We start from the raw sequence: 16273 nt of genomic DNA on the forward strand, positions 1-16273 counted from the left end.
GATAGTACGGGTTATTGCTTGAGTTTATTTTCCTGGATGCTGAAAGCTGCTTCAATATGAGGTCTAAGGATGGATCTGTTTTTATGTTGAGTCATAGACAAGGCAATATCCACTTTGGAAAACTCATTGAGCTTGTTTTTCTGTTTTTGCATCTCTTTGATGTGGCCGAATGCATTTTCAAGATGAACTCTTGCCCCATGGGTAGTTGCACCCTCAGCAGGAGTCGTATCCACGCAATAAGCGCCATTAAAATCGTACGCCTCCATTCTTTCACCACTGGCATGGTTTATAGAGTTGAAGGCAGCTGATACCAAGGCACCAGCGGCAGTGGCATGGTTTTTTTCAGACTTGCCGTTTTGTACACCATGAGAACTGAAAGATTCTTCTATCAATTCGCCAATCGAATTTAAGTACATCATTTCGTCAATTCTGGCCTGAAATTCATCCGGTGTGGCAATGTCTGAACTATGCTCTATCTTTCGCTCCGCCAGTGAGGTTGATGGTTTAGTGTTCTCCCCCGAGGCTTCTGGTATCTGCTTGATGGCCTCAGTGGAAGTCACCTGTTTATTGTCAGCGGTTTTACCCGGAGAATCAGACACAATGTCATTATCTGAAATAGTCAATTGTGATGAAGAACCTGTGGGGTTAATGCTCATTATTCTTTCTCCTGATAACCATTCAGCCTGATTCAAAAATCCATTATTTCTGGTATTCAGCTTAGCAGTGGATTTCTCCACAGAGTGGTTACTGCGCTACGCTCCGTGAATCAAACACGGGTTTATGCTCTGGTCCATAATAAGGAAGGATTAATCGAACAGACGCTTAATAATTACACAATGCACTTAACAATATTCATTTTCATGGCTTGACTCACCATAAATATAAAATTATTTTTATATAAACTTATTTTTATATTAATACGAGTGAAGTCATGTCATCCTGCTCAGCAACCCACAGTGACAGCCCACAGAGTGACACAATGAAAAGTAGCGGTGCTGCATCTTCATGCTGCGGCAATAACACTCAATCAGAAGCTTCTACAATAGAAAGTCAGACTTCTTCGGTATCCGATAGTATGCAGCTAAGCTGGATCATCACCGGCATGGACTGCCCGGGCTGTGCCGCCAAAATTGAGAATGCCGTAAAGGGGCTGAACGGTGTTACTCAGGCTCGGGTCACCTTTGCAACGGAGCGCCTGCTGGTAGAGGTCGAAAATCGAGCAGGCATCAGTGATGACATCTTTAAGACTCTCAAAGAACTGGGCTTTTCGGTTAAGGACGACGCCGTTTCAGAAACGGCAGCTGACAGTGTCCTGAAAAAATACTGGCGCATTATATCACTGGCCTTATTTATGCTGGTCGCGGTGTTGATTCAGGGCACCTTTCCCGTTGCTGGCAACGTGTTTTTTTACCTGGCGACACTCTGGGGTCTCTACCCTGTTGCGACCAAAGCATGGCAATTAGCCAGGAGTGGCTCTCCCTTTTCCATTGAAACCCTGATGAGCATCGCGGCCATTGGTGCCCTGTTTCTGGGTGAAACCGTTGAAGCCGCCATGGTGCTTCTGCTATTCATGATTGGTGAGCATCTGGAGGCGTTTGCGGCAGGGCGGGCTCGACAGGGTGTCCAGAAGCTGATGGCACTGACGCCAGAAACGGCTTACCGTATTGACCGCGATGGACATAAAACAGAGGTTTCTGCCCATACGCTGACACCGGGAGACATCATCGAAATATTACCGGGCAGTCGCCTGCCCGTTGATGGTGAACTCTTAACGCCTGACGTTAGCTTTGATGAAAGCGCACTGACCGGCGAATCCGTCCCTGTTGAACATAACCCCGGTGAGAGTGTAATGGCTGGCTCGCTATCTGTGGATCGGGTTGCCCGACTCAGGGTGATTTCAAAGCCCGGAGAGAGTGCGGTTGACCGTATCATCCGTCTGATCGAAGAAGCAGAAGAGCGAAAAGCGCCCGTTGAACGTTTTATTGATGCATTTAGCCGCTGGTATACACCATTAATGATGTTTCTGGCGGCACTGGTGGCTGTTGTTCCTCCGCTGGTGTTTGCCGGGCTCTGGGTAGAATGGATCTACAAGGCACTGGCACTGTTACTGATCGCCTGCCCATGTGCACTGGTGATTTCAACACCTGCTGCTGTTACCTCGGCCCTGGCCAGAGCGTCTCGCAACGGTGCACTGGTCAAGGGTGGTGCTGCCCTTGAGCTGTTGGGTTCGGTCACAACGGTCGCTTTTGATAAAACCGGCACACTGACTGAAGGAAAGCCTGCAGTTACTCACATAGCATCCTTTGACCGCTCAACACTCAACCAAGAACAGGAAATCCTGCGACTGGCTGCATCCGTCGAGTCAGGTTCAACACATCCACTGGCCAAAGCCATCGTCGCCAAAGCTGATGAGATGAATATCAGGATCCCTGCCGCCGGGAACATTGTGGCCAAAGCCGGACTGGGTGTGCAAGGTCAGGTTGAAGGTAAAGCCGTGGTCGTTGGCTCACCACGACACTTACAGGGCAGTATTGATCTGATTACAGGCGCTCAACAGAAACTTGAACAGCTTGAAGAGCAGGGTAATACCATCGCGGTGGTGACGGTTGAAGGACATTTGGTGGGCTTTATTGCCCTGCGGGATGAACCAAAAGCCGAGGCTCCGAATGCCATCGCAGCCCTTAAGGCCATGGGTATCAACAGTATCATGCTCACTGGTGACAACCCACGGGCTGCGAAAGCCGTCGCCAGCCAATTGGGAATGGCCTATCGCGCGGATCTCCTGCCCGGAGATAAGTCTGCTGAAATAGAGTCGCTACGAAAACAAGGCCAGGTTGCCATGATCGGTGACGGTATCAATGACGCCCCTGCACTGAAGACGGCAGATATCGGCATTGCCATGGGATCGGGTGCCGACGTCGCTCTTGAAACCGCAGACTGTGCGCTGACCCATAACCGTGTGGTAGAACTCGCGAACCTTATTGGTCTTTCCCGCGCCACCATGTCCGTTATCCGCCAGAACATTTTCCTGGCCGTGGGCAGTAAAGCCGTGTTCCTGGTCACTACCCTGCTGGGCATGACCGGACTCTGGGTTGCTGTCCTTGCCGACACCGGTGCCACAGCCCTGGTCACCGCCAATGCTCTCAGGCTATTGCGAAATAAAAAGAGGCTAAACCTTTAACCTATCCGGGCGACTCAGAATGAAATGAGTTTGTCCGGAGATTTCCACCTGTGCCACAGAAACAACGCCCATCATCGAAGTCTTCAGAACAGAAGTCTTCACCAAAAAAGAAGGTTTCAACAAAGTCGGGTAACCACAATATTCTGGATACCGATGGGCTCAAAACCTCTGGCTTAAGAGCCAATAAAAGCATTCTGGTGAACAAAGAGGTTGGCAAATATCAGGTCCAACAGACATCAGGGCTGGCTTCTCAATTTGAGCAGGAAAAAGAGAAGGCTGCGCGGCAACGGGCATTGCTGGAAAGTCTTCACCCCGGATGGACCGCCCCGGATCAATCCGACTTTACCGGGCTATCTTTGAATCATCGGGATCTGGAGCGCATGCGCTTTAAAAACAGCCTGATGCAGCGCTGTAAATTCCGGTCCGGGAAACTGCGTGGCGTTTATTGGAAAAACTGTGACCTGCGCGGTGCCGATTTTCGCCATACCGATCTGCGGGACTGCATTCTGGATGGTTGTAATTTGAATGGGGCCGACCTTCGTCACGCCAACCTGGCCAATGCCAGAGTCATTGATTCCGACCTCTCAGCAGCGAATTTTGATCATGCCGTGCTGGATAAGGCGGTGATTGAGAACTGTGATATGACCGCACAAACCTTCCACAACAGTTCCTGCCGGGAAATACGTTTATACAACAGTCATATCATCCACGGATTCTTTGATAATACAGATTTCTCACAGGCAGAGATTCAGGATATGGAGTTTCGTCACTGTACCCTGACCAAAACCTCATTCAACAATGCGGCGATCCAAAACGCATCCTTCAAAGGGTGTGAAAGTTTTGATGAAGGGCCTTCTTTTTCCGGGGCAACAATGAATGAAGTAACCATGGCTGACTGTGAATTACAGTCTGTGAGTCTGGCCAATACCGACATATCTCAGTGTGTCTGGGAACGTGTCAGCTTAACCAGCGCCCAATTGGATAATGCCGTATTCAACAAGGTCAGCTTCAATGAAGGCGTTTTCACCGACTGCTTCAGTGTGGAAAAGGCACCCACCTTTACCCATTGCCATCTGAATCATTTACTGATCGAGCATACCGACCTGACCGATGCGCACTTCAGCCAGAGTTGTTTTATCGGAACCATTATCAAAGACTCAGATATTGATCAGTGGCAACTGCACAATACCCGAATCGCACCGGATACAATGATTGAGTAAGGCTGGCAATACTGCTGCTTCAGTGGCTATGATCACACCGGAAAACCAGCCTCATCCTGTTTATCTTTCTGTCAACGCATTCTGCTTGGCCCTGAGAATAGGCTTAAGCAGATAGGCCATCAGCGTCTTATCTCCGGTGATAATGTCCACATTGGTTCTCATACCGGGAATAATCATAAGCGGTTTATCTTCTGAGCCGACGAAGTTATTTTTGGTCCGGATTCGGACAATATAAAAGCTCTCGCCTTGCTCATCCTTGATGGTATCAGCACTGATGTGCTCAACCTCGCCTTCAAGCCCACCATAAATCGCAAAGTCATAGGCCGTCAGCTTAACCACAGCTTTCATCCCCAGGCGCAGAAAACCAATGTCTTTGGGCTGAATTTGCGCCTCAATCATCAGGTTATCTTCCAGTGGCACAATCTCCAGCAGACTCATGCCGGGCTGAACGACCCCACCCAACGTAGTGACATGGATTTTCTTAACAATGCCATCCATGGGGGATTTAATCAGAGTCCGGTCCACCTGGTCTTCAAGGGCATGATTGGACTCACCTAACTGATCCAGATGAACTTCAGTTTCCTTGAGTTCCTGAACAATATCAGCACGATATTCCTGAACGACCTCTTCTTTACGGGACAATGCTTCCTGATGGGCCGCCTGTAACTTTGGAATACTCAGCTCAGTTCTTCGCATTTGTGACTCAAGGTCATTCACCCGCTGTCTTAACTGAATCAACTCAACCCTGGAGACAACACCCTGCTCTGCCAGAGGAACGGTCAACTCAAGTTCATCCTGTCCCAGTTCAAAGCTGGTGGTCAAAAATATCAGCTGATCTTCTGTGGTGGCTAACTCATGCTCAGCCTGGACAGCCTGCTCCCGGGCGACATTGAGTTCTGCGATGAAGCGGTCGGCACGCTGATAAAAAATTTCCCGCTCTCGCTCCATATAAGCCGGATAGTCGTCCAACTCAGCCGGGAAGTTCAATGTTTCACCAGACAATTCGGCTCTCAGTCTGGCCGCTTTGGCAAGTTCACTGTAATACTCAATGGCACTTTCCCGAAAGGTGGAAGAGAAACGGGTGTCATCCAGCTGCATCAACGGTTGCCCTGAATGCACCTGTTGCCCTTCTGCAACAAAAATCTGCTCCAGAATCCCACCTTCCAGATTTTGCACCACCTGCAACCGCGACGATGGAATGACGATACCCAGGCCCCTGGTAATTTCATCCAGCCGGGCAACACTGGCCCAGACGATGGAGGAGAACAGCGCCAGCAGCATAGTGTATATCAGTAAACGGCCACCTTTTGGCGTTCTTATCAGCATGGCGACATTGGTATCAGAGATATATTCCATATCATCTGGTAGCACTGTGTCTTCTATCTTTTCTAAAGCGTTCTCTGAAGAAGTCTCTGAAGAGTTCTCCAGAGAATCCTCTCCTTTGCCATCCTCAGAAGCACTCTGCTCCTGGCCATCAGCAACATTAAATGCCTGTTCTGACTCAGCCGACTCTGAAGAGTTCTCTGAAGAGGTCTCTGAAGAAGCCTCTAAAGAGTTCTCCAGAGAATCCTCCCTTTTGCCATCCTCAGAAGCATTCTGCTCCTCGCCATCAGCAACACTAAATGCCAGGCTTGGCATCAACTGTTCTGACTCAGCCGGCTTGGTAATGTGGCCTTCTGACGGTTCAGTCTGATTCACAGGAGCCTCTGTCGAGCCCTTTACGTCCTTATCATCGCTGCTACTCATTCCAGCCTATCCTATTTTGAGTTTGCCCTGCCTTAACGCCGCATGTACCTGATCCTTGGGTCCATCCGCAACAATACGTCCACTGTCCATTACAATCAGTCGATCCACCAGATCCAGCATTGAGGCCTTATGGGTAACCAATATCAACGTCTTGCCGCTGCACCGGGTCTTTAGCTGCTCCTTCATTCGCAGCTCTGTGGTGTTATCCATGGAACTGGATGGCTCATCCATCACCAGAATCGGTGGATTCATCAGCAGGGCACGGGCCAGGGCAATGCTTTGTCGCTGCCCTCCGGACAGGTTTTGCCCACGCTCACCCACGATCATATCCAGCCCATTAGGGTGCTTATTGGCAAATTCCGTTACTCCGGCAATCTCAGCAGCCTCAAGCAACTGGCTGTCTTCAACATGGTTTGCCCCCAGGGTGATATTGTCTTTAATGGAGCCGTAGAACAGCGTGATATCCTGGCTAACGCAGCCAATACTGGAGCGCAGGTCAGTGGGATTGATCTGTCGTAAATCAACACCGTCAACCCGAACCGCGCCTTCTCCCGGTTCATAAAGTCCCAGTATCAGCTTTTCGATGGTCGTCTTGCCCGAACCAATCCGCCCGATAATCCCAACCTTTTCACCGGCGTTAATTCTCAGGCTGACATCTCTTAAGGCCTGAATTTCCTGCTCGGGATAGGAAAAGTTAACCCCATCAAATTCAATACTGCCTTTCAGGTCCGGACGATTAACGTAATCCCTGTCTTCAGGACGTTCGGTTGGCATGTCCATGATCTGATTCAGGCCATCCAGAGCCGATTTGGCCTGGTTATAGCGGGTTGCCAGCCCGGCAATCTGAGCCATGGGTGCCAGACAGCGGCCTGAAAGCATGACCGAGGCAATCAGCCCCCCCATACTCAACTCGCCTTCAGCAATCAAATAAACCCCAAGAATAACCATACTTATATTGGCCATTTGTTGAACATAGGCACTGAAGCTGGTGGCAGAAGAAGTGAGCAGTTTGGTTTTAATGCTCCAGGTGGCAATATGGCTAACGGCTTTTTCCCAACGGTACTGAATATCACTCTCGGCCTGGGCAATTTTCAGGGCTTCCATTCCTGAGAGGCTTTCAATCAATGTGGCATTTTTCTGCTGACTGGAACGGAGTGTTTTTTCAACGGAATTTTTGAGAGGCTCCTGAATAAGGAAACTGTAGAGGCCAATGATGAGCATGGCGACCAAAGGTACGACGGCCGTCGGCCCACCGAGCATAAATATCACGAAAAGAATGATACAGGTGAACGGCAGGTCAACCAGCGCAGTGACCGTTGAAGAGGTAATAAACTCCCGAATACTTTCGAAATCCTGAAGGTTTTTCGCAAAGGAACCAACAGAAGCGGGCTTAGCCGTCATGCTCAACCCCAGAACCTGCTCCATGATGGCAGAAGAGAGCAAGATATCAGACTTTTTACCGGCCAGATCAATAAAATAGCTGCGCACCATTTTCAAAATAAAATCAAAACTGAAAACAATAAACGCACCAATGGCCAAAACCCAGAGTGTATCAAACGCCTGGTTGGGAACCACCCGGTCATACACATTCATCACAAACAGCGGGCTGGCAACCACAAAGACGTTGATCAACAGTGATGCCAATAAAACATCACGGTAAATTCTCCATGAACCGAGAATAGTTCCCCAGAACCAATGTCTGGATTTAACCGTTAATTTCTGTGGGGTCCGACGATCATAACGATGCTTTTCACGGACATAGATAACATAGCCACTGTAAAATTCATTTAATTCTTCAATACTGATTGTTGTCGTGCCCTCACCGGTTTCCGGCATAATAATCCGGGCAGTGCCTTTTGCATGGTCAATATCAGACAAAATGCAGGCTTTGCGTTTATTCAGTAACAACACGGCAGGAACAACCAGTGACGATATTTCGGCAATCTCTCGCTTATGAACTTTACAGGCCAGCCCCGCTCTTTCGGACGATCGAATAAATACTTCTGCAGTAAATTTTCCTTTCTCAAGGGGCATTCCAGCTTTTAAAGATTCCCGTGAATACGGATTGCCATAATGGCGGGTTAACAAGGCGAGGCATTCAAGAAGGTCATCGCTGCTGACGGGTTGTTCATCAGGGATATCCCAGCCGTCATGAAGGGTACTGGAGTAATTCATAGCTACCTGCTGATTGTTTCATCCGTGTTTTCTTACAATAGATTGATTCAGAAACAAACAGCATGATTGCCTGAAAGGTATTAATAACTAAAGATTAGCGCAAAATACCAAACAGCTAATTGAAAAATAAAAAATTGAAAACCAAATTTTTAAATAGTGCTCATATCAGAAATAAAAACCGGGGAATTAAATTCCCCTAAACCATTTTGATTAAATAAAAGACATTACTGCTTCAATCATCCAGCTGCTTATCAAACACCTCTTCCTGCATCCGTTTAAGACCAATGTGTCTGACATCCTTGCCTTTTACCAAGTAAATAACATACTCGGCAATATTTCTGGCATGATCACCAATACGTTCCAGAGAGCGTAATACCCACATAATATTCAAAACACGGGTAATGGAGCGGGGATCTTCCATCATATAAGTGACCAGTTCCCGGGTGGCACTTTTATACTCCCGATCAACCGCTTTATCCTCTTTGGCCACCGCAAGGGCCTGCTCTGCATCAAACCGGGCAAAGGCATTCAGCGCATCCTGAGTCATCTGGCGGACATGGCTGCCAATATGACGGGTTTCAATATAGCCTTTGGGTGCTTCCCCCTGTTCTGACAATTTTATGGCAAATCGCGCAATTTTGGCCGCTTCATCACCAATGCGCTCCAGGTCCGTCGCCACTTTGGTGCATGCCAGAACCAGACGTAAGTCGCTGGCTGCAGGCTGGCGGCGGGCCAGAATTCTGGAACACTCCTGATCAATGGACGTTTCCATAAAATTGATGTCGGTGTCTTTTTCACAAACAACGATGGCCAGGTCACTGTCGGCATTGATCAGCGACTCAATGGCATCACTGACCTGCTTCTCGACCATGCCGCCCATGGACAACAGGTTATTGCGCAGCTCTTCCAGTTCATGGTTGAACTGCTGAGAAATATGGTGGGTCAGCAAATCGCTTTGGTTAGGCATGGGTAATCCTTGGAGGCGGCCAGAAGCTGTTGAGATTCAGGAAAGAACTTCAGCCATAACGGCCAGTAATGTAGTCTTCAGTCTGTTTCTTGCGGGGGTTGGTGAACAGTCTGTCGGTGTCGCCATACTCAATCATCCGCCCCATATACAGAAATGCAGTGTAATCCGACACCCGTGCCGCCTGCTGCATGTTATGGGTGACAATCACAATGGTAAATCTGGACTTCAACTCATTGATCAACTCTTCAATCTTCAATGTGGAGATGGGGTCGAGTGCAGATGCCGGCTCATCCAGAAGCAATACTTCGGGTTCCACCGCAATGGTCCGGGCAATAACCAGACGCTGCTGCTGCCCGCCGGACAGGCCCAGTGCGCTTTCATGGAGGCGATCCTTCACTTCATTCCAGAGCGCAGCCCCTTTCAGCGCCCACTCCACAACCTCATCCAGTACCCGCTTTTTATTGATGCCCTGAATTCTCAGGCCATAGGCAACATTTTCATAAATACTCTTTGGGAATGGGTTGGGCTTCTGGAACACCATCCCCACCCGACGACGAAGATCAGCCACATTGACGGATTTTTCGTAGATATTTTGCTGCACACCGGAAGTATCGGTGAGCCGTATCTGCCCATCCACACGACAGCCATCCACCAGATCATTCATCCGGTTCATACTGCGTAGCAGCGTGGATTTACCACAACCCGAAGGCCCGATAAACGCCGTTACCCGCTGTTGCGGTATCTTCATGGAGATATCAAACAGCGCCTGTTTTTCGCCATAGAACAGGTTCAGCCCAGACACCTCCATACTGGTCGGTTCAAGCTCAAGATTCAGTACAGAACGACCACGCCCGAGAGACTCAGGATTAACAGCCCCGGGAAGTGCGGAAGCCGGTTCAGCACGACCATCAGCGGTAACACTGGCGTACTTCTCAGAGCTGTTTTCAGGATACGTTATGGCGGTTTTCACAGTAAGAGCCTCTCTCAGAGTCTTGTTCAGGCTTTCATCCTTTTTTTCATCCCCTTCCGGCTTTCTATCGATGACGTTATAAAGCTCTTCCGCAGACATCGTGTTCAGTCCTCAAGGCTCTTGTATTTTTCCCGTAACCGGTTGCGAATCGCTACGGCGGACAGATTCAGCACAGCAATAACCATCACCAGCAGCAACGCAGTGGCATACACCAGCGGTCTGGCGGCTTCCACGTTCGGGCTCTGGAAACCCACATCAAAAATATGAAAGCCCAGATGCATAAACTTCTGATCAAGATGCAGATAAGGGTAGTTGCCATCCAGCGGCAAGCTGGGAGCCAGCTTAACAACACCCACCAGCATCAGTGGTGCTACTTCCCCAGCCGCACGGGCAACCGCCAGAATCAAACCGGTCATCATGGCCGGGCTGGCCATGGGCAGCACCACCCGCCACAGCGTTTCTGCCTTGGTGGCACCAAGGGCCAGACTCCCTTCCCGAACAGAGCGGGGAATGCGGGACAACCCCTCTTCAGTAGCGACAATCACCACCGGCAGGGTCAGCAGAGCCAGGGTGATGGATGCCCACAGCAGCCCCGGAGTACCAAAGGTGGGGGATGGCAGGGCCTCGGCAAAAAACAGATTATCGATTTTTGCCCCGGCAAAGTAGATGAAAAAACCAAGACCAAAAACCCCGTAAACGATGGAGGGAACCCCCGCCAGGTTATTAACTGCCACTCGGATGGCCCGGGTCATCCAGCCCTGACTGGCGTACTCTCGCAGATAGACGGCAGCGATAACACCGAAAGGGGTCACCATAATGGACATCAGAATCACCATCATCACTGTGCCAAAGATGGCGGGGAATACGCCGCCTTCGGTGTTGGCTTCCCTGGGGTCATCCAGGATGAACTCTCCGACCTTGTCAAAGTAGAAGCCGATTTTATCGGTCAGTGACAGGGTATTGGGCTGATAGGCACGAACCACCTTACTGATTGGCTGTTCCAGGGTTTGACCAGCAACGGTTCTGGCCACAAAGCTGTCGCGGTTGAACGCCCGGTAAAGATCACCCAGCTGGGTTTCCAGTTGCTGATATTCCTGATTCAGTCGTTTTCGCTCAGCCTGAATCTCTGCCTGACGGACAGGATCCATATCACCGCTCAGTTCCAAACGACGCTCGGCCAGCCGCAACTGCTCAATTGCGGCGTTAATTGAGCCAATGTCGTGCTTTTCAATCTGATAGATTGCTTGATAAATCCCGAGAGCCCGATCCAAACGCTCATTGAAAACGGTCCAGGCCGATTCACCACTGGCAATGGTGGCACCATCTTCCTGAACGGACTCAAGGAAACCGTAGAAATTGCCCCATTCACGACGCTCAAGCACCATGATGTCTTCAGGGTTCTGGCGGTTACTCAGCCACTCATCGACGATCCAGACAAAGTCAGCACCACTCAGGTCCCGATTGCCCTGCTTCAGCAGATCACGGGTATATAGCTCCTGGCCGTTGACCACTTCAAGGCCGGACGACTCCAAACGAGCCGCAGGAACCTCTTCACTGTCAGTAATCTCTCCGGCAACCATTCGGACAGCCTGCCCCGGAGGCTGGTAATCAGCCACCATAATCTGGCCCGGCCAGAAGTGCCCCAGCCCCCGCACAGCAATCAACCCCAGCAGCCCGATCACCAGAACCAGACTGATGGCAACCGCACCGGCATTCAGCCAGACCCAGGGAGCACCGCTGTTAATCCAAGCACCAACAGAGCGTTTTCCGGGGCTTTGAAGGGAATTATTCATGGTCATTTCCTATCCTCTTTCCCTTCTTAGAGCGAGCTGTATTTCTTGCGGAGTCGATGACGCACCATCTCCGCCGCCGTGTTCACCACAAAGGTAAACAGGAAAAGCACCAGGGCGGCCAGAAAGAGAATTCGGTAATGGCTGCTGCCCACTTCAGACTCTGGCATCTCAACGGCAATATTGGCCGCCAGCGTCCGCATGCCCTCAAAGATATTGGCATCCATAATGGGCGTATTCCCTGTGGCCATCAGCACGATCATGGTTTCACCTACCGCCCTTCCCATACCAATCATCAGCGCAGAGAAAATACCCGGACTGGCGGTCAGAAGAACCACCCGGGTCAGGGTCTGCCAGGGCGTTGCTCCCAACGCCAGGGAACCATAGGTCAGGTGCCGGGGTACGCTGAATATCGCATCCTCCGCGATGGAAAATATGGTTGGAATAACGGCAAAACCCATGGCCAGTCCTACCACCAGGGCATTACGCTGGTCGTAGGGAATGCCCAGCTCGGTGGTCAGCCAGGTGCGCATATCACCGTCAAACAGCCAGAGTTCCAGACTGGAACTGAGTGACATGGCCAGGGCACCACTGAGTAACACCACGGGCACCAGCAATCCGGCCTGCATACCGTCAGGAATCCGGTGACGTATAGTTGAAGGCAAGCCATCCCAGGCAAAAGCAAACATCAGGATGCCCGCTGGCACAAAGAGCAACAGGGCGAAAATACCCACCAACTGATTTTCAATCAGCGGGGCCAGCCACAGTCCCGCCAGGAAACCCAGAATGACCGTAGGCAGGGCCTCCATCAGCTCAATCACCGGCTTTACCTTTCTGCGCATGCCCGGAGCCATAAAGTAGGCGGTGTAAATAGCCGCACAAATGGCCAGCGGCGCTGCCAGCAACATGGCGTAAAACGCCGCCTTGAGCGTCCCGAACGACAGTGGCATCAGGCTCAGTTTGGGCTCGAAATCATTGTTTGATGCCGAGGACTGCCAAATGTAATCCGGCTGATTGTAAGACTCATACCAGACTTTACCCCACAGGGCAGACCAGGATATTTCCGGATGCTCATTGTTGATTTTCAGGAATTGAGTCTCACCCTGGCTTGCCAGAATGAGATAATTGCCTCTTGGCGCTACGGCCATTTGATCAATTCGACCCACAGCCAAGGGCTCCACCAGCAAAGAACGGTTTGCCGTGGTGTAATACAGACCGACCTGACCCTTCACATCCGACGCCAGAAAGCCCTTGCGCCGATGCTCCGGAACAATCTTGTCGATGGGATCACTGCCGAGGCTGAAAGAACGAATATTGTGCAAATTCAGACGGCCATCTTCACGAACCATAAACCACTGGGCGATATTGCCTTCTGAGTCACCCACCAGCAGGGACACCCCACCCAACAGAAACGTCATCGCGGTAACGTCCACTCCCTTAGCGGTCAGGTTGAGCGTCTCATGGATATAGGGACGGTCAATATCGCTGATATTGATCACCGTCAGTTGATTGCTGCCGCTGAGGACATAAAGCCAGGTTTGTTCCGGATCAATCAGCAACTGGCGGATATCCAGGCCACCCTGCGCAGAAAGTCCACTGATAACCGGCAGGGCGACGGACTGCTGATCAACAGTGACGGATTCGGTTAAAAAATCCGCTTCCTTATGGACAACCTCCATCACCAGCCGGTTATTGCTGCTGGCGGCCATTAACAGCTTTTCCTCACCGTCACTGATTGCCAGTTGCGCAACCGGAGCCGAAAAGTCCTTGATGGCAAAGGGCTGCCGCTCATAGGGGTAGCTGACTTCCGGTGTGATCTTCCGGCGGTCATCTGGCCAGGTAATCCTATAGCCCTGATCGAACAGTATGACCTCACCGTTTGTCAGACCGGCCGCCATCAGATTGGAACCAGCAGCATCCCTGACCACCCTGACCACCTCACTGCCCGCAGGTATTGGCAGCAACTCATTCTGTAGCCATTCACCGGTTTGGGTGGAGAAAAAACGCAGATTACCGGAAGCCTCTGCTTTCATGGCCACTTCTGCCTGCTCTTCAACGGCGAGAAATATCGGTGCTTTTTTCGTAGCAACTGGCTCATCAACGACAGTCACGGGCGATGGGTATGAAGCAACCTGGTTAATCTCAGCGCGGTTAAATAGCGGCAGGACCTCGTAGAGGAGGTAAAAGAAAATCAGAAGAATCGCCACAATCACGCCAAGACCACCGGAGGCAACCCCCCAACGGGCGAGACGGTCTTTCAAGAAGCGCAGAGAACGATATTTTTTTAGTGCCGGTGTATTGAAATCAATACCCGGGCTGTTATCCATCGAATTTTGATACATGGCGCAAGTCAGATTAAATCATGCCCGTAACTTACAGAATCAATATGACAGTAATGTGACACCGGGAAAAAATCATTGCCCGGGCCGACGGATCATTGTAATTTAGTGACGGCCATTGACTGATGTAAGCCTGAATTTCAATGCTTACAGGCCTGTAGCAAGTGCATCATGATCAGAGAAAATAACGATGTTACCCAGAAATCTGCTAACAATACCCGGTACTGACACTCAATCAGAACAGTGTAGCTCTGCCCTTTCCATGATCCCTTCCCTGCATGCCCACCGACACCATCATCACCATTGAAGTACTGATTCGACCCTGATCGAATACATTTACTTTTATCGCCTGAGCTTCTAGCCTCAATGTGTAATATATTAATTTACAACTAGAAAAAAGAGTTCAAGGCACAACCAATCAAGGAATGCGATAGCTCCTGACGAGCTCTGCACTGATCTGCTTTAGACTGATCTGTTATAGATCGTGCTTTGGATAATGCTGTGGATTGAAGTATCGCAAACCGCTTATAACTCAAAAGAACACAAACTGGATTATTATGAACGCTGTCATTTTGGCTGTTGCCATCATGCTGACCTTGAGTGTCTTGCGTGTAAACGTTGTACTTGCCCTTTTTTTAGGGGCTATTGGTGGAGGTCTTGCCGGTGGACTGGGGTTTGATGCAACACTTACCGCTTTTGCCGAAGGGTTGGGGGGTGGTGCCAGCATCGCCATCAGCTACGGTATGCTGGGTGCCTTTGCTATGGCCATATCCGCATCCGGGATTCCCCAGTGGCTGGCCGATCGAATTATTCAGAGGGTAGCCCGGACCCACAAAACTGCTGGCCTGAGGATCTCGATCCTGGGAAGCATTCTGCTGATGGCCTTTGCCTCCCAGAATGTGGTCCCCGTCCATATCGCCTTTATTCCTATTTTGATCCCACCGCTTCTGGGTGTTTTCAGCTCTTTACAGCTGGACCGCAGGGCGGTAGCAAGCACTCTGTCGTTTGGTCTGATCGCCACCTATATGCTGGTTCCCATTGGTTTCGGCAATATCTACCTGACCCAGATCCTGGCGGGCAACCTCAACGATAATGGCTTGAACATTGACCCTGACCTGATGCCATCGGCCATGGCTCTACCAGTACTCGGCATGTTTATTGGTCTGCTTGTGGCTGTGTTCTGGACTTACCGTAAACCCCGCCACTACCACATTGCAGAGAGCGCCCTGAAAACCGCTAAGGAACAGCAGCCATCCATGGAGCCAAAGGCCGTGCTGATTACCCTGGTATCCATTGCGGCGGCACTCGGCGTGCAACTGTTCACGGACTCCATGGCCATGGGTGCAGCCACAGGCTTTATGATGATGATCCTCGGCGGCATTGTGCACTGGCGGGAAGCGGATGATGTCTTTGCCCGGGGTGTAAGAATGATGGCTCTGTGTGGATTTATCATGATCTCTGCCTCTGGCTTTGCCGAAGTACTCAGGACAACCGGGGATATTCCTGCCCTGGTGGCCATGGTTGAAGAGCTGGTTTATGGCAGCAAGGCACTGGCCGCATTTCTGATGCTGCTTGTTGGATTGATGATCACCATGGGTATTGGTTCTTCCTTCTCAACCATTCCCATTATTGCCACACTTTATGTCCCACTGGCATTGGCTCTTGGCTTTTCACCTCTGGCAACCGCAGCGCTTGTTGGTGCATCCGGCGCGCTTGGTGACGCAGGCTCTCCAGCCTCAGACTCCACCATTGGCCCAACCGCCGGGCTGGATGTGGATGGCCAGCACGACCACATTCGTGACACCGTTATTCCAACGTTTATGCACTACAACATTCCCATGATCCTGTTTGCCTGGATTGCGGCGATGATTCTGTAATCAAGGCG

10 protein-coding genes are annotated in these 16273 nt (G+C 50.5%); 3 read left to right on the forward strand and 7 right to left on the reverse strand.

Going from position 1 to position 16273, the window contains the following annotated elements; all coding sequences use genetic code 11:
* Positions 1 to 11: 11 nt before the first annotated feature.
* Positions 12 to 656: a hypothetical protein gene (locus J7438_RS18685; RefSeq protein ID WP_209277750.1), complete on the reverse strand. Its 645-nt coding sequence runs from the start codon at positions 654 to 656 to the stop codon at positions 12 to 14.
* A 323-nt stretch (positions 657 to 979) separates the two neighbouring features.
* Here J7438_RS18685 and J7438_RS18690 point away from each other — a divergent pair, with 323 nt between their 5' ends.
* Both J7438_RS18690 and J7438_RS18695 read left to right on the forward strand, forming a co-directional pair.
* On the forward strand, positions 980 to 3181 hold the full coding sequence (locus J7438_RS18690; RefSeq protein ID WP_209277751.1) for a zinc/cadmium/mercury/lead-transporting ATPase: 2202 nt from the start codon (positions 980 to 982) through the stop codon (positions 3179 to 3181).
* Positions 3182 to 3231: 50 nt separating this feature from the next.
* Entirely contained in the window at positions 3232 to 4401 is a 1170-nt protein-coding gene (locus J7438_RS18695; protein WP_209277752.1) for a pentapeptide repeat-containing protein, read from the forward strand.
* 60 nt (positions 4402 to 4461) lie between these two features.
* On the opposite strand, the gene J7438_RS18700 is transcribed toward J7438_RS18695, so the two are convergent.
* The 6 genes from J7438_RS18700 to J7438_RS18725 all read right to left on the reverse strand — a co-directional run bounded on the left by J7438_RS18700 (position 4462) and on the right by J7438_RS18725 (position 14391).
* A complete protein-coding gene (locus J7438_RS18700) occupies positions 4462 to 6147 on the reverse strand; it encodes an HlyD family type I secretion periplasmic adaptor subunit (RefSeq protein WP_209277753.1) in 1686 nt (561 codons plus the stop codon).
* Between the two features lie 6 nt (positions 6148 to 6153).
* On the reverse strand, positions 6154 to 8322 hold the full coding sequence (locus J7438_RS18705; protein WP_209277754.1) for a type I secretion system permease/ATPase: 2169 nt from the start codon (positions 8320 to 8322) through the stop codon (positions 6154 to 6156).
* Between the two features lie 232 nt (positions 8323 to 8554).
* Entirely contained in the window at positions 8555 to 9289 is a 735-nt protein-coding gene (gene phoU, locus J7438_RS18710) for a phosphate signaling complex protein PhoU (protein ID WP_163370418.1), read from the reverse strand.
* A 49-nt stretch (positions 9290 to 9338) separates the two neighbouring features.
* Complete coding sequence (gene pstB / locus J7438_RS18715) at positions 9339 to 10358, reverse strand: phosphate ABC transporter ATP-binding protein PstB (RefSeq protein WP_286196709.1); 1020 nt, start codon at positions 10356 to 10358, stop codon at positions 9339 to 9341.
* 5 nt (positions 10359 to 10363) lie between these two features.
* Positions 10364 to 12052, reverse strand: a complete 1689-nt coding sequence (gene pstA / locus J7438_RS18720; RefSeq protein ID WP_209277755.1) for a phosphate ABC transporter permease PstA — start codon at positions 12050 to 12052, stop codon at positions 10364 to 10366.
* A 26-nt stretch (positions 12053 to 12078) separates the two neighbouring features.
* Positions 12079 to 14391 carry an ABC transporter permease subunit gene (locus J7438_RS18725; RefSeq protein WP_286196711.1) on the reverse strand — a complete coding sequence of 771 codons (2313 nt, stop codon included), beginning with the start codon at positions 14389 to 14391 and terminating at the stop codon, positions 12079 to 12081.
* 554 nt (positions 14392 to 14945) lie between these two features.
* Between J7438_RS18725 and J7438_RS18730 the strand changes: the two genes are divergently transcribed.
* The gene (locus J7438_RS18730) at positions 14946 to 16265 is read left to right on the forward strand and encodes a Na+/H+ antiporter family protein (RefSeq protein ID WP_209277756.1); all 1320 of its coding nucleotides are present in this window, start codon (positions 14946 to 14948) and stop codon (positions 16263 to 16265) included.
* Positions 16266 to 16273: the final 8 nt, after the last annotated feature.

This window comes from Thalassotalea sp. G20_0 (assembly GCF_017744175.1).
Lineage (GTDB): Bacteria > Pseudomonadota > Gammaproteobacteria > Pseudomonadales > Endozoicomonadaceae > Endozoicomonas.